The 17,536-nt window shown below is 66.3% G+C and carries 16 protein-coding genes; 7 read left to right on the top strand and 9 right to left on the bottom strand.

Translation table 11 applies throughout. From position 1 onward, the window contains the following. Nucleotides 1-65: 65 nt before the first annotated feature. Both LC060_RS18215 and LC060_RS18210 read right to left on the bottom strand, forming a co-directional pair. Nucleotides 66-449 carry a hypothetical protein gene (locus LC060_RS18215; RefSeq protein ID WP_226638111.1) on the bottom strand — a complete coding sequence of 128 codons (384 nt, stop codon included), beginning with the start codon at nucleotides 447-449 and terminating at the stop codon, nucleotides 66-68. A 129-nt stretch (nucleotides 450-578) separates the two neighbouring features. Beyond that, nucleotides 579-1,064, bottom strand: a complete 486-nt coding sequence (locus tag LC060_RS18210; protein WP_226638244.1) for a GAF domain-containing protein — start codon at nucleotides 1,062-1,064, stop codon at nucleotides 579-581. A gap of 61 nt (nucleotides 1,065-1,125) precedes the next feature. Between LC060_RS18210 and LC060_RS18205 the strand changes: the two genes are divergently transcribed. Beyond that, the gene (locus tag LC060_RS18205) at nucleotides 1,126-2,625 is read left to right on the top strand and encodes a PQQ-dependent sugar dehydrogenase (protein ID WP_226638243.1); all 1,500 of its coding nucleotides are present in this window, start codon (nucleotides 1,126-1,128) and stop codon (nucleotides 2,623-2,625) included. A 24-nt stretch (nucleotides 2,626-2,649) separates the two neighbouring features. On the opposite strand, the gene LC060_RS18200 is transcribed toward LC060_RS18205, so the two are convergent. After that, a complete protein-coding gene (locus LC060_RS18200) occupies nucleotides 2,650-3,495 on the bottom strand; it encodes a DUF815 domain-containing protein (RefSeq protein WP_226638109.1) in 846 nt (281 codons plus the stop codon). Nucleotides 3,496-3,549: 54 nt separating this feature from the next. On the opposite strand from LC060_RS18200, the gene LC060_RS18195 reads away from it, so the two are divergent. Beyond that, nucleotides 3,550-4,497 carry an L-threonylcarbamoyladenylate synthase gene (locus LC060_RS18195; RefSeq protein WP_226638107.1) on the top strand — a complete coding sequence of 316 codons (948 nt, stop codon included), beginning with the start codon at nucleotides 3,550-3,552 and terminating at the stop codon, nucleotides 4,495-4,497. 253 nt (nucleotides 4,498-4,750) lie between these two features. Here the strand turns inward: LC060_RS18195 and LC060_RS18190 are convergent, their stop codons facing one another. From LC060_RS18190 to LC060_RS18165, 6 genes are all read right to left on the bottom strand, one after another. Next, nucleotides 4,751-6,091: an anti-phage deoxyguanosine triphosphatase gene (locus LC060_RS18190; protein WP_226638105.1), complete on the bottom strand. Its 1,341-nt coding sequence runs from the start codon at nucleotides 6,089-6,091 to the stop codon at nucleotides 4,751-4,753. 42 nt (nucleotides 6,092-6,133) lie between these two features. Beyond that, nucleotides 6,134-6,484: a hypothetical protein gene (locus LC060_RS18185; RefSeq protein WP_226638103.1), complete on the bottom strand. Its 351-nt coding sequence runs from the start codon at nucleotides 6,482-6,484 to the stop codon at nucleotides 6,134-6,136. A gap of 92 nt (nucleotides 6,485-6,576) precedes the next feature. Next, entirely contained in the window at nucleotides 6,577-7,110 is a 534-nt protein-coding gene (locus LC060_RS18180) for a CarD family transcriptional regulator (RefSeq protein ID WP_039389939.1), read from the bottom strand. 401 nt (nucleotides 7,111-7,511) lie between these two features. After that, on the bottom strand, nucleotides 7,512-7,850 hold the full coding sequence (fdxA, locus tag LC060_RS18175) for a ferredoxin FdxA (protein ID WP_039389942.1): 339 nt from the start codon (nucleotides 7,848-7,850) through the stop codon (nucleotides 7,512-7,514). After that, the gene (locus LC060_RS18170) at nucleotides 7,847-8,164 is read right to left on the bottom strand and encodes an RNA-binding S4 domain-containing protein (RefSeq protein WP_084592003.1); all 318 of its coding nucleotides are present in this window, start codon (nucleotides 8,162-8,164) and stop codon (nucleotides 7,847-7,849) included. The genes fdxA and LC060_RS18170 overlap by 4 nt, the downstream gene beginning before the upstream one ends. A gap of 35 nt (nucleotides 8,165-8,199) precedes the next feature. Then, nucleotides 8,200-11,142: a helicase-related protein gene (locus LC060_RS18165; RefSeq protein WP_226638101.1), complete on the bottom strand. Its 2,943-nt coding sequence runs from the start codon at nucleotides 11,140-11,142 to the stop codon at nucleotides 8,200-8,202. Between the two features lie 197 nt (nucleotides 11,143-11,339). Between LC060_RS18165 and LC060_RS21085 the strand changes: the two genes are divergently transcribed. The 5 genes from LC060_RS21085 to LC060_RS18140 all read left to right on the top strand — a co-directional run bounded on the left by LC060_RS21085 (nucleotide 11,340) and on the right by LC060_RS18140 (nucleotide 17,534). Continuing rightward, nucleotides 11,340-12,944: a peptidoglycan DD-metalloendopeptidase family protein gene (locus tag LC060_RS21085; RefSeq protein WP_226638099.1), complete on the top strand. Its 1,605-nt coding sequence runs from the start codon at nucleotides 11,340-11,342 to the stop codon at nucleotides 12,942-12,944. A 226-nt stretch (nucleotides 12,945-13,170) separates the two neighbouring features. Next, on the top strand, nucleotides 13,171-14,160 hold the full coding sequence (hemB, locus tag LC060_RS18155; protein WP_039389951.1) for a porphobilinogen synthase: 990 nt from the start codon (nucleotides 13,171-13,173) through the stop codon (nucleotides 14,158-14,160). A 19-nt stretch (nucleotides 14,161-14,179) separates the two neighbouring features. Next, nucleotides 14,180-14,746: a GNAT family N-acetyltransferase gene (locus LC060_RS18150; RefSeq protein ID WP_226638097.1), complete on the top strand. Its 567-nt coding sequence runs from the start codon at nucleotides 14,180-14,182 to the stop codon at nucleotides 14,744-14,746. Continuing rightward, nucleotides 14,743-16,974 carry a fused MFS/spermidine synthase gene (locus LC060_RS18145; protein WP_226638095.1) on the top strand — a complete coding sequence of 744 codons (2,232 nt, stop codon included), beginning with the start codon at nucleotides 14,743-14,745 and terminating at the stop codon, nucleotides 16,972-16,974. The genes LC060_RS18150 and LC060_RS18145 overlap by 4 nt, the downstream gene beginning before the upstream one ends. Then, nucleotides 16,971-17,534: a gamma carbonic anhydrase family protein gene (locus tag LC060_RS18140; RefSeq protein ID WP_226638093.1), complete on the top strand. Its 564-nt coding sequence runs from the start codon at nucleotides 16,971-16,973 to the stop codon at nucleotides 17,532-17,534. Before LC060_RS18145 ends, LC060_RS18140 begins: the two co-directional genes overlap by 4 nt. Nucleotides 17,535-17,536: the final 2 nt, after the last annotated feature.

Genomic DNA, 17,536 nt, shown 5'->3' with positions numbered 1-17,536 from the left:
GGAAGGTGCGGTCGCCCCTTTTGGGGTCAAGGGGCAATGGCCCCTTGAATCACTTCATCCTTGCCTCAGGGGAGGCTCTGCACAACCTCTTCAGAAGTGAAGTCCGGCCCGGCTGCGACCGTATAGTCCGCGCCATAGCGACTTGCCTCGTAGCCGGGCGCTGTGAAGCCGGGTCCGGCTTTGCCTTGCGAGGGTGCGGTGCGCGTGCGCGTGTAGCGCTCATAGTAAGCATCGAGATAGGCCTGGCACTCGTCCGGTGCGTCGGGGGCGGGCCGGATTCCAGCTTGGGCATCGCGTAGAGCGACCTTCTGGTAGCAATCGACAAGCCAGGCGTCCCGTGCGACCGGATCGAAGCCACCGTAGCGTACGGCCTCCCGGGCGCTAGCGGATGTCGTGGATAGAGTCAGAAGCAGCGCCGCGCAGGTAAGGTGAGGGCAGGACAGGCGCATCGCAGGTCTCCTTCGCAAGGGCATCGCCGGGAATTCTCCCGAATGTCTGCCCTTGCGAATTAGCACCGAGGTCCTGGGCGGACTATCGTGTGCCTGTGCCTGTCCCGAAACGGCGCAGGCCTGAAGGCGTCAGCCGATGGCCTTTGCCGCGATCTCGGCAAGGCGGGCAAACCCCTTGGCATCTTCCTCGTCGAAGCGCTCGGGAAGGGGGCTGTCGAGGTCGATGACCGCGATCACCTTGCCATGGACCACGACAGGTACGACGAGCTCGGAGCGGCTGTCGGCATCGCAGGCGATGTGGCCGGGGAAGGCGTGGACATCAGGCACGAGCTGGGTCTCGCCGGTCCGCGCGGCCGCGCCGCACACGCCGGAACTCAGCGGAATGCGGATGCAGGCGGGCTTGCCGATGAAGGGGCCGAGCACGAGCTCATCCTCGACCATGCGATAGAAGCCGGACCAGTTGAGATCGGGCACGAACTGCCAGATGAGCGCGGCCAGGTTCGCCATGTTGGCCACGGCGTCGCGCTCGCCTTCGACCAGGGCCTGCGCGGCGCGGGCGAGTTCCTCATAGAGTTCGGGCTTGGGGGCGTCGGTAAGGGGGGCAAAATCGTACATGGCCCTCAGGTAGCGCAACTCGAGGTTGCCGCATAGACGGGGGGCATCTATCTCGGTGCCCATGCGCTCGATCCTGCTCAAGGCCTTCGCGGCCCTCATCGTTCTCGTCCTGGCGCTTGTCGCCTTCTTTGCCTGGACGCAGTATTCCAACAGCTCGGACCTGCCGAGCGACGCCACTGCGGGCAAGGACCCGACTCTGGTCGATCCCGACCCGCAGACGATCCCCAGCATGAAGCTGGTCGATCCGGTGGGGTGGGCCGAGGATGAGGCGCCAACGCCGGCCAAGGGCCTTGTCGTCACGCGTTTTGCGCAAGGTCTCCAGCATCCGCGCACGATGCTCACGCTTCCCAACGGCGACGTGCTGGTGGCCGAGACCGGCGCGCCCAAGGCGAGCGAGAGTGGTGGTCTCACCGGCATGGTCATGGGCTGGGCGATGGGCAAGGTGGGCGCGGGCGCCCCTTCGGCCGATACCATCAAGCTGCTGCGCGATTCCAACGGTGACGGCACGGCCGATCAGACTTTTGATCTGCGCACGGCCGATCTCGTCTCGCCCTCGGGCATGGCTTACCGGGACGGCAAGCTCTACGTCGCCAACCACGACGCGATTCTCGAGTTTGCCTTCACGCCGGGCGACACGAAGATCGAGGGCTCCCCGAAGAAGCTCATGGACTTGTGGCCGGGCGGCAATCACTGGATGCGCAACCTGCTCCTGAGCGAGGACGGCAAGGCGCTCTACGTCGCGGTCGGTTCGGCCACCAACATCGCCGACAACGGCATGGAGGAAGAGGCCGGGCGCGCGGCCATCTGGGAAATTGACACCGAAACAGGCCGCCGCCGCCAGTTCGCGGCGGGCATGCGCAACCCCAACGGCCTCGACTGGAATCCCGCGACGGGCGAGATGTGGGCGACGGTGCAGGAGCGCGACATGCTCGGCCCCGACCTCGTGCCCGACTACTTTACCAACGTGCCCGTAGGCGCGCAGTATGGCTGGCCCTGGGTCTATTGGAAGAACATCTTCGATGAGCGCGTCCAGTACGACATGCAGACCTACATGATCGAGTATACGCGCAAGCCCGAGTACGCGATGGGCGCACACACCGGCACACTCGGCATGGTGTTCGACAAGGGCGGTACGAAGCTGGGCAAGGCCTTCCAGAACGGAGCGTTCATCGCCCGCCATGGTTCGTGGAATCGCCGTCCGGCGGTGGGTTACGACGTCGTCTTCATTCCCTTCGATGCCAACGGCAACCCCAAGGATGTGAAGCCGCAGCGCGTGCTGACCGGCTTCCTGGAAGAGGACGGCAGCACCACCCACGGCCGTCCGACCTGGGTGGCTTTTGATGCGAGCGGTGCGCTCCTCGTCACCGACGATACGGCCGGCATCGTCTGGCGCGTGGTGGCGCCCGATGCGGACGCCTCGCCCGAGATCACGCCCATCGTGACAGAGCATCTGGAGCCCAAGCCGGGCCTCGTCGATCCCAACTCGCCCGAAGCCGCGCAGAAGCGTCTCCAGGCCGGTTTCCGGGGGACCGACCGGATCCTCAACCGCGAGAAGGACTAAGCCTCAGACGGGGCGGGCAGGGCCTCAGATGGTCTTGCCCGCGCGCCCGGCCAATTCGTTGACGTACTGCCAGGCCACACGGCCTGAACGCGCGCCGCGGCGGCGCGACCACTCCAGCGCATCGCCCTGGTCCCACTCCAGGGCGAACTCCTGCGCGTAGCCCCCGATGATGGCAAGATAGGCGTCCTGATCGCAGGCGTGGAAGCCGATGGAGAGGCCGAACCGGTCGGCCAGCGCGAGGCGATCATCGACCACGTCGCGCGGATTGATGGGATCGTCCTGCTCGTGCATCGAGCGCGAGACAATGGCGCGGCGGTTGGAAGTGACGGCAAGGCGCACGTTGGCCGGGCGTGCCTCAACCCCGCCCTCGAGCCAGGAGCGCAGCAGACGTGGACCTGCGCCATCGTTCTCCTCAAAGCCCAGATCATCGACGAAGACGAGAAAGCGGCGCTCGATCTTCCCCAGAGTCGCAAAGAGATCGGTCACGCCCGCAAGCGCATCCTGACCGACCTGGACGAGGGCGATGGCATTGTCGTGCTCGGCCTGGCCCTTGCGGATCGCGGCGCGCAAGAGCGCGGACTTGCCCATCCCGCGTGAGCCCCACAGCAGCATGTCGTGCGCCGCATGGCCTGCGGCCAGACGCAGCACGTTGGTGACGACGCTCGCCTTCTGATCATCGATCCCGCGCAGCATGTCGAGCGCGGGGGCCTCCAGCTGCGTTACGCCGCGCGCCGAGGTGCCGTTCCAGACATAGGCGGGGAAGGCCAGCCAGTCGGTCGCAGGTACGGGGGCCGGTGCGATGCGCTCCAGCGCCTCGGCAATACGGGAGAGAAGGGCGGGCGTGTCCGTTTCGGGCAGCGGTGTGGTCATGGCTTCCTTGCGCTTTTCCTTGGCTTTCGCTGCGCTGCGCTATAGCGGCAGGGTATGAATCCCGCCAGTCGTCCCCGCCTCCTGACTTCATCCTCGCCCGATCTTGCCTCGGCGGGGGAGATCCTGCGTAGCGGCGGCCTGGTCGCGGTGCCGACCGAAACGGTCTATGGCCTGGCTGCCAGAGCTGACCGTGATGAGTCCGTCGCGGCCATCTATGCGGCGAAGGGGCGGCCCAGCTTCAACCCGCTTATCGTCCATGTCGCCGATACGGACGCGGCGGAGGCCATCGCCCATCTCGACGCGCGGGCAAAAGCCCTTGCCGAGGCGTTCTGGCCGGGCCCGCTTACCATGGTACTCCCCTTGCGGGAGGGCGCCCCGGTGGCGGCTGCGGTGACGGCAGGCCTTCCCACGGTCGCGCTGCGCTGCCCGGCGCATGCCGTCATGCGCGCGGTCATTGCCGAAACCGGCCTGCCGCTCGCCGCCCCCTCGGCCAACGCCAGCGGCGGGGTGAGTCCGACCAGTGCCGCGCACGTTGTCGCCTCGCTCGGCGGACGCGTCGATGCCGTGATCGACGGCGGTCCTTGCGAGGCAGGTCTGGAATCGACCATCGTGGGCCTTCGCGAAGGCGGCCGCTGGCAGGTCCTGCGTCCTGGCCCCATTGCCGCAGACACGCTGGCTCAGGTGCTGGGCTGTGCGCCCGATCCGGTCATCTCACAAGCCATCGAGGCGCCGGGCCAGCTCGCCAGCCACTACGCGCCCGGAAAACCTGTGCGTCTCGATGCCGACGCGGCCGAGGCTGACGAATTCCATATCGGTTTCGGTCCCGTTGCGGGTGATGCTTCGCTTTCGCCCACAGGCGACCTCAACGAGGCGGCGAGCCGTCTCTACGCGCTCCTGCATCAAGGTGCAGCGGACAGTCATCCCCGCATAGCCATCGCGCCCGTGCCCGAAACCGGGATTGGGGCGGCGATCAACGACCGGTTGCGCCGCGCGGCGGCGTAGGAGGTCGGAAGAGATTTTTCCGAGGGCCATCGCCCTCGGGCTCCCGGAATCGGAGAGCCCATTTGAGTCGGGGTGGCGCAACTTTGCACCCGTCAGTGGGATAGGAATTGGGAGGGGCAAAGCCCCTCAATCATCCAGGTGAACACACCGCTCTCCCCACAATCGGCGTTGCAGGCACCCATGCGCTAGACAGTTTGGGGAGCCCGAGGGCGATGGCCCTCGGAATGTCCTTCTTCCCTCTTCCCGAGCCCCGTCAAAGCCGGTCGAACACCGAACCCATGCGCGGGCTGAAAAGCCTCTCGTACGTCTTCAGGAGGTGGGTGTCGGTCATGGCGGCCACGTGGTCACAGATGACCCGTATATCGCCTGAGGAGGCTTCGTAGCGGCTTAGAGCGGCCTTTGGGAGCAGGCGGGCCGGATCGGCGGCAAGCGCCTCGAAGACGGCGACGACCATGGCCTGCCCCTTGAACTCCAGGTGCTGGACTTCGGGACTGGCGATGACCTCCTTCACGATGAAGGCCTGGAGTGCATCGAGGAACGCCCTGCGCGGGCCTTCCAGGCGCACCCGCCAGCGTAGCAGCGGTTCGTCGAAGGCTGTTTCCTCACGGTATGTGGCGCCGGTCAGGAAGTGGTGGACGAGGCGGCTGATGTAGCGTTTGCGGGTGCCTTCGTCCTCGCCGAACAGGCCTTCGACCATGCGTGAGAATACGTCATTCTCGCTTTCGCCGGGGTACTTTTCCTTGAGCGCATCGAGGAAGGGCGCGCTGGCGCTCTCCAGTGCCTTGGCGAAACGCTCGCGCGCGACGAGCCCGAGCGCGATGGCATCCTCCAGATCATGGACGCCGTAGGCAATGTCGTCGGCAAGATCCATGATCGAACAGTCGAGGCTCTTGTGCAGCGTCTTCGCGTGCTTGCCGGGGCGCGTCTCGATCGCGGTGAAGGCCTCGCGCTCGTGGTGGGTGAGGGGGGCGAGAATCCAGTCCACCACGTCCTGTTCGCAGTCGAGGTAGGCCTTGGGCGGTTTGCAATGACGGGAATCGAGCACGCGAAGGGTGCTGGGGCCGTCGAGCAGACGCGGCTCCAGATAAGGGTTTTCCGCCTGCGAGAACGCGGCCGGGTACTTGAGGACGCCGAGCATCGTGCGGCGGCTGAGATTGGCCCCGGCGTTGGCCGAGAAGCTCTCGAGCCGGGCCAGGATGCGCAAGGTCTGGCCGTTGCCCTCAAAGCCGCCGTGGCGGCGCATGCAGTAGTTGAGCGCGACTTCGCCGCCATGGCCGAAAGGCGGGTGGCCGAAATCATGAGTGCAGCCGATGGCGTGGATGAGGCTGCGGTCCGGCAGGTGCGCGGTCGCCGGATGATCGGGGAAGCTCTTGGCGAGCTGGCGGGCAAGGCCACCTGCAATCTGCGCCACTTCGAGCGAGTGGGTAAGGCGGGTGCGGTAGAAGTCGCTGTCGCCCAGGTTGAGAATCTGGGTCTTGCCCTGGAGCCGTCGGAACGAGGCGGAATGGACGACGCGAGCGTAGTCGATATCGCCGTCCTCGCGCGCGTCCTCGCTCTGCGCGGACCAGGATTCGCGCCTCTCGTACCAGCTCATCTCATCACCATGGGAGGGGTATTCCACCCGCGTGCCGCAGCGTCAATATGGCCGGTTCTGGGGGGCCTGGAGGATCTGCATCTGCGCGTAATCGTCGCGTGCATCAAGGCAGGCGCTCTGGCTTCCCTCGTCACACTTGCGTAGGTGCTTTTCGTAGCGGCGCTGGAGGTCGCGCAGCTTTTCCTCGTGCTCGCGCATCGCGCGCCCACGCTTCTCGTCGGCCTCGGACTGGCTGGTCGTCGCCCAGTCCACGCCCTGGCTCGCCGCGCGTACGGGCAGCGTCGCCACATCGACCGCGGTCTTGGCGATGCAGCCACCCAGGAGAGGAAGCAGGGTCAGGACCAGCAAGGGGGCAGGGGGCAAGGTGCGAGACATCGCGCCAAGAGGTCTCATGCCCGCAGGCTCTTCGCAAGCGGCAAAGAGAAAGGGCCGCGTCACCTTGCGGCGAAGCGGCCCTTCATCCTGTCTGAAACAGCGAGATCGGCTTAGGCGGTCTCGGCCGTGTCGTAGTACTTGGGGGCGTGCTCGTTGAGGATCGCGAGGATCTTCTTGAGCGCGGCCGGTTCGTCGGTCTTTTCCATCGCGGCCAGTTCGCGCGCGAGGCGAGAGGAGGCAGCCTCGAAGATCTGACGCTCGGAGTAGCTCTGCTCGGGCTGGTCGTCGGCACGGAACAGGTCGCGCGTGACTTCCGCGATCGAGACGAGATCGCCCGAATTGATCTTGGCTTCGTACTCCTGGGCGCGGCGCGACCACATGGTGCGCTTTACCTTGGGCTTGCCCTTGAGGGTGTCGAGAGCTTCGCGCAGGGTCTTGTCGGACGACAGCTTGCGCATGCCGATCGATTCCACCTTGTTCACCGGAACGCGGAGCGTCATACGCTCCTTTTCGAAACGCAGCACGTAGAGTTCGAGCTGCATCCCGGCAATTTCCTGCTTCTGCAACTCGATCACACGGCCTACGCCGTGCTTGGGATAAACGACGTAATCTCCAACATCGAAGGCATCGGCCTTGGTTGCCATGTATCGTCCTTTCACCTGCAGGGTGGATGCGAGCAAACAGGCGGTGAGAGTCGGTGTCCCGGTAGGCTGCGACCTGTGGCACGAATGCCTTTCGCCGACCGGTCAGATCACGCTCTTACCGCTTGTTTTCGAACCCTGCCTCGTCATGAAAAATCTCTGCCGGACGAGTGGAAGACTCGGGCAGTTGCCGTATTATATAGCACCGATGTGACAAAATATCCAGTGGCAGCCGCAGGATTCCTGCGCTAGCCTCCTGTGCGGTCCCGATTCGAGACGATGACAGGCAGATTCGCCTGCGTTTCCGGGCGTCTATGCTCGCCCATTTATTTTAGCGCTATTTGCCGTTGGGCCCGTTCAGCCTGGAAATTCCTGTCCAGCGGGCCCTCAGGCATTGGGCGCGATCAGTCGCCTTCGCCGGGCTCGGGCGAGAAGTGCGTTTCCAGCTTGTTCTGGACGTCCTTCATTTCGTCCGCGTTGTCGGGCGCGTCCTTCTTGGTGGTGAGGTTGGGCCACTCGGCCGAATACTTGGCGTTGAGTTCGATCCACTGCTCCACACCGCTCTCGGTGTCGGGGATGATCGCCTCGGCCGGGCATTCCGGTTCGCACACGCCGCAGTCGATGCACTCGGAAGGATTGATGACGAGCATGTTCTCGCCTTCATAGAAGCAGTCGACCGGGCAAACCTCGACGCAATCCGTGTACTTGCAGGCAATGCAGGCGTCGGTGACGACGTAGGTCATGACGGCGAAATCCTTTTTGAGAGACTTACGGCTGAAAGTGGAGCCGCTACGGGATGAGTCGGGTTGACGTCAAGCACTCTGTAACAGGCCTGGGCCTCGGGAGCGGGTCCACGGCGCTCGGGAAGGGCAAGAATTTCTATCACCCGCACGTTCCTGCCTATCGGCACGGTCAGGATGTCGCCCGGGGCGATCTTCTGATGGGCGCGTTCGATGCGCCGACCGTTGAGCCGCATGTGCCCGTCATGTGCAAGGCCCTGCGCCACCGCCCGTGTCTTGGCGAGGCGCAGGAACCAGAGCAGCTTGTCGACGCGCACCGGGCTCGGTCCGGGTCAGCCAGCGCGCATCGCGCTTAGCGCACCATGTCCGCGAGCGCGGCAAAGGCATTGCCTTCACGCGGGCGGGCGGGACGCTTGGAGGGCGCCTGCTGGGGGGGCTGGCGGCGCGGAGGGCGCCAGGTCCAACGCTGTGTGGGCGCGGGGCCCTGCGGGGCATCGATCTTGGCCGTTGCCGTCTCGGGAGCCGCGGTCTCGCCCTCGGCCGGAGCTTCCGGAGCCGCGTCGTCCCTGGCGGGCTTGCCGCGCGGTTCGACCGGCTGGAAGCCGCCCAGACGCAGCAGGCGCTCGTAGCTCTCGGGCGTCAGGCCCATCGAGATCGCGCGGGCGGGATCGAGCGGGAAGCTGGGACGCGGGGCCCGGCCACGGCCCTTGTCGCGGCCGCGATCTTTGCCCTTGGTCTTGCCCTTACCCTTGTCGCTCTTCGCTTCGGCAGCCTGGGGGGCATCCTGCGCCGGGGCCTCGACGGTGGCTTCGGCAGGTGCATCCGCAGCCGCATCGCCAGAGGGTGCCGCGGTGTCGGCCGAGGTCTGCACGTCGGCGGTCTCGGGCTGGTCCTGCGTGGGCGTTGCTGCAGTTTCGTCGTTGACCGCCGCCGTTTCGCTCGGAGCGTCCGTGGTCGCTGCAGGCGGGGGCGGTGCCTTGGCGGCTTCCTCTCGCTGGGTGTGCGCTTCGCGCAGGAGCTTTTCGGCCATGTCGATGCGGATCAGCTGCTTGCCGAGACTGCGGTAGCCGGGCAGGCGGTCGCGCTTGCCGGCGGCAAGGGCAGGGGGCATCGTCTCGTCGGGGGCGCCGCCGCGCGGGGCCTTACCGGCGAGGCGGGCCAGTTCGCGCCACAGGTTGATCGGGCGCGGACGCAGCATGGCGGGCACGAACAGGTCGAGCGCGCCGACACGTACGCCAAGGCGCGCCAGCATCGTGCGGCGTTCCTTGTCGAGTTTTTCTAGGCCCGACTGCTCGCGCGCGAGAATCCCGCCGCGTTCGATGAGCAGGATGAGAAGGGCGCGAAGGTCCGGCCCGGCTTCTTCCGAGCGGCTTGCTTCTTCGAGTTTGCCCAGCGGGGCGAGCGGTTCGAGCTGCTTTTCAAGCCAGACCTCGAGCGCGGCGACGAGGTCCTTGCGCGCGGGAGCCGGAATGGCATCGAGCAGGCGATCGGGCACGAACACGGGCGCGAGCAGGCTGCGCCCGGCGCCGAGCGCGCCCAGCGGCTCGCCGTCCCAGGTGATCGCCGTGCCCGTCAGCGCGAGCGTGGCCGTTCCTTCGTGAATCGCCTTGGTCAGCTCGGCTGCACGGGCTTCGAGAAGGCCGGGCAGGTGCTTTTCGGCGGCCGAAAGCAGGAGCTTGCGGTCGGTCAGACGGGTTTGCGGGTCGATCTGGAAGGCAAAGCCTCGCAGCGAGCCGATATGCTCGCCCTCGACCAGAACTTCTTCGTCTTCGAGCCGTACAGAGAGCAACCCTGTGTCCGGTCCCAGTTTTTTCATGAGCAGCGCAGTCCTGCGATTAATAAAACGTTCGGTAAGCTTGCCGTGCAGGGCATCGGAAAGCCGGGCTTCGACCGCGCGTGCCCGCGCGGCCATCTCATCGCGTGCGAGCACCCAGTCGGGTCGCTGCGCGATATAGGCCCAGGATCGGATTGCGGCAATCCGCCCCTGAAGCGTGTCGATTTCGCCGCCGGTGCGATCAAGGTGCGCGATCTGCTGGGCCACGAAATCCGCGCCCAATTCGCCATGGCGCAGGTCCTGCCACAGCCGCGCGACGAAGCGCGAATGGGTCTCGGTGCCCTGCTGGCGAAAGTCGGGCAGGCGGCACACGTCCCAGAAACGCTCGACCCGGGCGCGGCCGCGCACCGAATCGACAATCTCCGGATCCTCGGCGAGACGCTTGAGGACGGCAAGGTCAATGGCTTCGGGCGCAAGGCGCAGTTCGGGGCGCTCGGGCGGCGTTTCGAGGTCGGCTATGAGCGTGTCGAGGCTGTCGAAGCGCGGTTCCGGATCGCGCCAGAACAGCTTGGTCAGCGGCGGGAAGCGGTGCTCCTCGATCGCGTAGACTTCCTCGGGCTCGAATTCGATCTCCTCGCCGCCGCGCCCGCCCCGGTGCATGCCCGCCAGCGTGCCGAATGTGCCGTCGGTCTGGTGGCGCCCGGCGCGCCCGGCAATCTGCGCCATTTCGGCCGAGGTCAGCCGCCGGTGGCGCTGGCCATCGTACTTGGCGAGTCCGGCAAACGCGACATGCTGGACGTCGAGATTGAGGCCCATGCCCACCGCATCGGTGGCGACGAGGTAGTCGACCTCGCCCGACTGGTAGAGTTCGACCTGCGCGTTGCGGGTCTGCGGGCTGAGCGCGCCCATGACGACGGCCGCACCGCCCCGGAAGCGCCGCAGCATTTCGGCAAGCGCGTAGACCTGCTCGACCGAGAAGGCGACAATTGCGCTGCGCGGAGGCACCCGGCTGAGCTTCTTGGGGGCGACGTGGCTGAGCGTGGAGAAACGCGGGCGGGTGATGACCTCGACACCCGGAATCAGCGCCTTCACCATCGGTTCGAGCGCCGAGGATCCCAGGATCATCGTCTCCTCGCGGCCACGGGCGTGTAGCAGCCGGTCGGTGAAGACATGGCCGCGTTCGCGGTCCGCGCCCAACTGCGCCTCGTCGATGGCGACGAAGGCCGTCTGGCGATCGGTCACCGGCATCGCTTCGACGGTGCACAGGAGGTAGCGCGCGTTCTTCGGTTCGATCCGCTCTTCGCCGGTGATGAGGGCGACGTTGGACTCACCCTTGATCTTGCACACCCGGTCATAGACCTCGCGCGCGAGCAGGCGCAGAGGAAAGCCGATCATGCCGCTGGAATGCGCGCACAGCCTTTCGATTGCCAGGTGGGTCTTGCCGGTGTTGGTCGGTCCCAGGACCGCCTTCACCCCGTCTGAGGTGTCTTTGCGCACCATCGCAGGTGGGGGGGTAAGCATTATGGGGTCAAGTGTGGCACTGCCGCTTACCGCTCGCAAGAGGCGTCTCGCCCCCAATGCCGGTTATAATCCACAATGTAAGGCTGGAATTAACCTTGGACAGGCACGACGCTTCGCGGATTTCGGCGTAAAGCGCCACACAGGTGCCGCATTGGGTGGTGCCTTCCAGGTAGATAGACGCAAGGCAACAAGGGACGGTGCGGGTGTTCAAGGGCCATGGCAGGGGATCGCAGGACGAAGCGCACGATACGCGCACGCCTGCCAGTCTGTCACATGACCAGATGATCGGTGCGGAGAGGGCTGGCGCCAGGAGCGCGCGCGGCGGTCTGCGGGCCGGCGTCGAGGCCTGGTGCCAACGGGTCGATCTTGCGCCTGATCTTGCCAGCGACATCGGCAGCCGCCGCTGGTTTCGTGGCCTTGCGACACTGGTCGGGCTCGGCGCGGTCGCTTTTGCCTTCTGGCCCGATTTCTCCGCCGTGGAAGCCGCGACGTTCACGCCGCTTGAAGAGCGCGTGCGCGACGAGTTCCGCAGCCAGACCATAGCCCCTCTCGCGCTGGGCGCGGACAGCGGACGCCACATGGGCGCCAGCCCGCTGGTGCGCCCGCTCGCCAGCGTTCCCGAGCGCCCGCGCATTGATCTCGTCTCCACTCTGGGGCGGGGCGACAGTCTTTCGCGCATGCTTGGACGGGCCGGTGTCGGTGCGCTCGACGTGGCTGAAGTCGAGAATCTGATCGAAGGCACGCTGCCGCCCTCCGAAATCGAATCGGGAACCCAGTTCGACATCACGCTGGGCCAGCGACCGGGGCCGCGCTCCCCGCGTGTTCTGGAATCGCTCAGCTTTCGGGCGCGCTTCGATCTCGATCTCTCGGTCGAGCGCGGGGAGGGGGACACGCAAGGGCCGCTGCGGCTGGTGCGCCATCCCATCCACGTCGATGCGACGCCCTTGCGCATTCGCGGCAAGGTGGGCTCCAGCCTCTACCGCTCGGCACGCGCCGCCGGAGCCCCTGTGGCCGCGATTCAGGCGTACCTGCGGGCCATCGACAAGTACATCAGCCTCGACAGCGATATCGGCTCGGAGGACGAGTTCGACATGATCCTTGCCTACAAGCGCTCGGCCAAGGGCGACCGCAAGCTGGGTGACCTGCTCTATGCGGGGATCGCGCATGAGGGGAAGAAGCGCCTCCAACTGCTGCGCTGGGGCGAGGAGGGCCAGATGCTGGCCGCCGACACGGCGGGTAAGGCGCGTGAAGTGCCCATCGGCGCGCCGGTCGCCGGACGGGTCACGTCGAACTACGGTATGCGCCGCCACCCGATCCTGGGTTACAAGCGCATGCACGCCGGGATTGACTACGGCGCGCGGCACGGCACGCCGATCCACGCGGTGGCGGCGGGCCGGGTCAGCTTTTCCGGGCGCCACGGTGGGCACGGCAACTACGTGCGGCTGGAGCATTCGGGCGGTCTTGCTACGGGCTATGGCCATATGAGCCGGATCGCGGTGAAGCGGGGCGAGCGCGTGAAGGCGGGCGAGGTGATCGGCTATGTCGGCTCGACGGGTCTTTCGACGGGGCCCCACCTCCACCTCGAAGCTTACCGGGGCGGGCGTACGATCAACCCGGCGGGGCTCAAGATCCTTGCCAGTCCGCAGCTCGACAGGCGCGAACGCGCCGCCTTCGAAACGCGCCTACAAAGTCTGCTCACGCTTGAACCGGGTGCGGCGCTCGCGGACATTGCACCGCCTCCTGATGCCGAGGCGGAGACCACGCGTGAGATCGACCGGCTGGCGCCGCAGCAGGTCGGATGAAGGCAAAGAAAAGACGATTTGATTCAAGGGGCCATCGCCCCTTGACCCCGGAACGGGCGACCTCACCTTTCTTGGCTAAGGCGGCGCGAGAGCTTTGAGGTCGACAGTTCGGGGAGCCCGAGGGCGATGGCCCTCGGATTGTCTTTCTTTATCTTGCATGTGACCGGAAGCCCGTCCCGGTGAGGGCAATTGAATTGCCTCGCAAATTGCGGCATCTCCTGCGGCCATGACCTATCCGCACACCCGTCTGCGCCGCGCGCGGGCCACGGCCTGGAGCCGGGCGCTCCATCGCGAGACCATTCTTACGCCTGCCGATCTCATCTGGCCGGTCTTCGTGACCGATGGCGAGGGTGTGGAGGAACCGATCGCCTCGCTCCCCGGCGTGTCGCGCTGGTCGGTCGATCTCCTGGTCGAGCGGGCAAAGGAAGCGGTGGAACTGGGTATTCCGTGCCTTGCGCTCTTTCCCAACACCCAGCCCGAGCGCCGCAGCGCCAAGGGCGAGGAAGCGCTCAACCCCGACAACCTGATGTGCCGTGCGATCCGCGCAATCCGCGAGGCCTGCGGAGACTCGATCGGCCTTCTCACCGATGTCGCGCTCGACCCCTATACCGACCACGGGCAGGACGGCCTGATCGATGCCGAGGGCTATGTCCTCAACGACGATACGGTCGAGGCGCTGGTCGGCCAGGCGCTCAACCAGGCGCGTGCGGGAGCCGACATCATCGCCCCCTCGGACATGATGGACGGGCGCATCGAGGCAATCCGCGCCGCGCTCGAGGCCGAGGGGCACATCAACGTCCAGATCATGTCCTACGCGGCCAAGTACGCTTCGGCGTTCTATGGCCCGTTCCGCGATGCGGTGGGCTCGCGCGGGCTCCTCAAGGGCGACAAGAAGACCTACCAGATGGACCCGGCCAACACCGAGGAAGCGCTGCGCGAGGTCGAACTGGACCTGGCCGAGGGCGCAGACAGCGTGATGGTGAAGCCGGGCCTGCCCTATCTCGACATCGTGCGCCGGGTGAAGGAGGCTTTCGAGGTTCCGGTCTTCGCCTACCAGGTCTCGGGTGAGTACGCGATGATCGAGGCGGCGGTGGCGGCCGGCGCGGGGGACCGCGATGCGCTGGTGCTCGAGACGCTGCTGGCCTTCAAGCGTGCAGGCTGCTCAGGGATCCTGACCTACCACGCGGTACACGCCGCGCGCCTGCTCAACGGCTGATCGCGGGCCTATGGGGGACGTGCCGATCCGGACCGAGCGGCTGGTCCTGCGCGTCTGGGACGCCGCGCGCGATCTTGCGGCATTTCACGCAGTTTGCAGCGATCCTATCGTGATGGCGACGCTCGGCACGCCTCTGACACGGGAAGAGACGGCCGCGGCCATCGCCCTGATGGAGGCGATGCAGGCCAAACATGGCCATTGCTTCTGGGCGGTGGAACGGCGCGCGGATGCAAGTCTGATCGGCTGGTGCGGGCTCATTCGCGGCCGTACCGGGCCGGTAGCGGGCAAGGCGGAACTGGGCTGGCGGCTCGCGTCCGATTGCTGGGGGCAGGGCTATGCCAGCGAAGCCGCGCGTGCGAGCCGTGATTGGGCCTTTGCCAACCTCGCCGATGAGGCTCTCTACGCCATTACCAGCCAGGGTAACGTGCGCAGTCGGGCGGTGATGGAGCGCCTGGGCATGACGTATCAGCCTGACCTCGATTTCGCGCATCCCGACGTGCCGCACTACAGCCCGTTGTGCCCGCATGTGACCTATCGCTTGGCGCGGGGGGACCATTTGGCGCGGCCGGGCGTTGCGCTGGCATGAGTTCCACGCCGCGCCGCGCCCATAGCGACCGAATCCTCTTCCTCGTCACGATCCTTGTCGGCAGTTTCCTGCTGTTCCTGGTCCAGCCGATGGTCGCGCGCATGGCGCTGCCCTTGCTGGGAGGCGCACCCAATGTCTGGAACAGCGCGATGCTGGTCTACCAGGCGCTGCTCCTGGGCGGCTATGCCTATGCGCATTGGCTGGGCCGTTTTGAATTGCGCACGCAAGGGTGGATCCACGGTGGCCTGCTGGTGCTGGCCGGACTGACTCTGCCTATCGGCCTTGTCGATCTTCCCCCGGCGCCCGAAGGCCGCGAAGTGCTCTGGGTTCCGCTCCTCCTGGGCATCAGTGTCGGGCCGGTGTTCTTTGCCGTTTCCGCGCAGGCGCCCCTCATCCAGCGCTGGTTTGCCGCCGATCCCGAGGCCGGGCAGCCCTGGGCCCTTTACGCCGCCTCGAACCTGGGAAGCTTCGGCGGCCTTCTCGCCTATCCCCTGCTGGCCGAGCCGCTGCTGTCGCTTCAGGCGCAGAGCCTTGGCTGGGCCCTTGGCTATGGCCTGCTCGTCCTGTGCGTGCTGGCCTGCGCCTATGTGCGGCGCGCGCGCTCGGGGCGTGAACGGGGTTTTGGCGAGGATACGGCGCAGGCCTCAGCGCCCTCGGCGCGGCGCATTGCCGTGTGGCTCGCGCTGGCCGCGGTGCCCTCCGGGCTCATGCTCTCGACAACGACGCATCTGACCACCGACATCTTCGCCGCGCCGCTGCTCTGGGTGATCCCGCTCGGCCTCTACCTGCTGAGCTTCACCGTCGCTTTCGCCGACCGGCGGGGGCCTGCGCGCCTGATAACGCGCTTCGCGCCAGTCATTCTCGTGGTGGCAGGCGGCTATGCCATGGTTGCAAATGGTCTTGGCGGGCTGGGTGCGGTGGCGCTTTCGTGTCTGCTTCTGTTCTGTGTCGCCGTGGCGCTTCACACACGGCTCTACGACCTGCGACCCGGGCCCGAGCGATTGACCCAGTTCTACCTCGTTCAATCGGCGGGAGGGGCGCTGGGCGGTGTGTTCACGGCGCTGGTCGCCCCCATGATCTTCGATTGGAGCTGGGAGCATCCCCTGCTGGTGCTTGCTGCAGCTTTGCTCATGCCCTTGCGCCCGCTTCTCGGCTGGCGCGAGAGGGATGATATCGAGCCGGGGATGGCGATTCTGGCGCAGAATATCCTGCTGGCGCTGGCCGTCTTCCTGGCCTGGCAGTTGAAGGACATGGTGGTCGATCCCGCGGCCGGCATCTGGAGGGTTCTCCTGTCTGTGTTCCTCGTGGGCATTGGCATTTTGCTAATGGCCTCGCGCGCAGCCTTCACCGCGCTCGTGCTGATCGCGATGATCGGGCAGGGCGGGTCCTGGACGGTGCTCTCGTCCTGGCGCGGGGAACGCACACGCAGCTATTTCGGCATCTACACCTTGCGCGACTATCCCGAGCAGCGGATGCGGACCCTGGCGCATGGGACTACGCTTCATGGCAAACAGTCTCTCGATCCCGCCCATGCCCACGAGGCGCTCACTTACTATGGACCCGGTTCAGGTGTCGGGCTCGGACTGAGAGCGTTGCCCCAGCTCTACGGACCGGCGGCCCGTGTCGGGGTGGTCGGTCTTGGCACCGGTTCGCTTGCGTGCCTTGCGCGTCCGGGGCAGGACTGGATCTTCTACGAGATCGACCCGGTGATCCGGCGCTATTCGACCGATGGGACCTTCACGTTTCTGAGGGACTGCACGCCCGGTGCGCAGGTCGTGATCGGCGATGCCCGCCTGAAGCTGGAGGACGTGCCGCAAGGGCGCTTCGATGCGCTGGTGATCGATGCGTTTTCCTCGGATTCGATCCCGCTCCACCTCCTCACCCGCGAGGCGCTGGCGGTCTACACCCGCGCGCTGTCGGAGGATGGCCTGCTGCTGGTCCATATCTCCAACCGCTACATCGACCTCGACCCGGTGCTCGCCGCGCTGGCGAAGGATGCAGGATTGGCGGCGAAATCGCGGTTGGACCTCCCGCAGGACCGCGAACGCTATACCCCCTCGCGCTGGATCGCGCTCTCGCGCAGCGAACAGATCCTCAATGACCTTTCCGGGCAGCGCCCCGGCATGGACTGGACCGCGCTGCCCGAGGCGCAAGGAGCCCCATGGACGGATGACCACGCCTCGATCCTGCCCTATATCCGTTGGTCCCAGCTGACAGGAACGCCATGACCGAGATTTCCCGCCCCGACATCACAATCGCCGCGATTCACGGCAAGGCACCCCGGATTCACGAGAGCGCCTTCATCGCGCCCGGCTGCCGCATCATCGGTGATGTGGAGATCGGCCCCGAGGCCTCGATCTGGTACAACTGCGTGATCCGCGGCGATGTGAACCGGATCGTCATCGGCGCGTGCACGAACATCCAGGACGGCACCGTCATCCACTGCGACAGCCCCAAGCCGCAACGCCCCGAGGGCCACGCCACGATCATTGGGGCGGACTGCCTGATCGGGCACATGGCCATGCTCCACGGCTGCAGGCTGGAGGACCGCGCTTTCGTGGGCCTGGGCGCGGTGGTCATGGATGGCAGCGTCATCGAGAGTGACGGCATGCTGGCGGGCGGTGCGATGCTGACGGGCAAGCGCATCGGGGCAGGACAGCTTTGGATGGGCCGTCCAGCCAAGTTCGCCCGCGATCTCGACGAGGCAACCAAGGCGGCCAACCAGGCCGGAGTGTGCGGTTACGTGCAGAACGCGAAGGATCACGCCGCCGCGCTGCGCGGCGCCTGACC

It is taken from the genome of Novosphingobium profundi (genome assembly GCF_020524485.1).
GTDB classification, from domain to species: Bacteria; Pseudomonadota; Alphaproteobacteria; order Sphingomonadales; family Sphingomonadaceae; genus Novosphingobium; species Novosphingobium profundi_A.
The sequence above is the reverse complement of the archived record's forward strand: the minus strand, read 5'-3'. Positions and strand labels throughout refer to the sequence as shown.

Bases quoted from the DNA above. Each gene is read 5' to 3' on its own strand.
- LC060_RS18185 (WP_226638103.1), bottom strand. From the start codon at position 6,484: ATGAGACCTCTTGGCGCGATGTCTCGCACCTTGCCCCCTGCCCCCTTG.
- fdxA (WP_039389942.1), bottom strand. From the start codon at position 7,850: ATGACCTACGTCGTCACCGACGCCTGCATTGCCTGCAAGTACACGGAT.
- LC060_RS18190 (WP_226638105.1), bottom strand. From the start codon at position 6,091: ATGAGCTGGTACGAGAGGCGCGAATCCTGGTCCGCGCAGAGCGAGGAC.
- LC060_RS18200 (WP_226638109.1), bottom strand. From the start codon at position 3,495: ATGACCACACCGCTGCCCGAAACGGACACGCCCGCCCTTCTCTCCCGT.
- LC060_RS18165 (WP_226638101.1), bottom strand. From the start codon at position 11,142: ATGCTTACCCCCCCACCTGCGATGGTGCGCAAAGACACCTCAGACGGG.
- LC060_RS18205 (WP_226638243.1), top strand. From the start codon at position 1,126: ATGCGCTCGATCCTGCTCAAGGCCTTCGCGGCCCTCATCGTTCTCGTC.
- hemB (WP_039389951.1), top strand. From the start codon at position 13,171: ATGACCTATCCGCACACCCGTCTGCGCCGCGCGCGGGCCACGGCCTGG.
- LC060_RS18140 (WP_226638093.1), top strand. From the start codon at position 16,971: ATGACCGAGATTTCCCGCCCCGACATCACAATCGCCGCGATTCACGGC.
- LC060_RS18215 (WP_226638111.1), bottom strand. From the start codon at position 449: ATGCGCCTGTCCTGCCCTCACCTTACCTGCGCGGCGCTGCTTCTGACT.
- LC060_RS18145 (WP_226638095.1), top strand. From the start codon at position 14,743: ATGAGTTCCACGCCGCGCCGCGCCCATAGCGACCGAATCCTCTTCCTC.
- LC060_RS18195 (WP_226638107.1), top strand. From the start codon at position 3,550: ATGAATCCCGCCAGTCGTCCCCGCCTCCTGACTTCATCCTCGCCCGAT.
- LC060_RS18210 (WP_226638244.1), bottom strand. From the start codon at position 1,064: ATGTACGATTTTGCCCCCCTTACCGACGCCCCCAAGCCCGAACTCTAT.
- LC060_RS18180 (WP_039389939.1), bottom strand. From the start codon at position 7,110: ATGGCAACCAAGGCCGATGCCTTCGATGTTGGAGATTACGTCGTTTAT.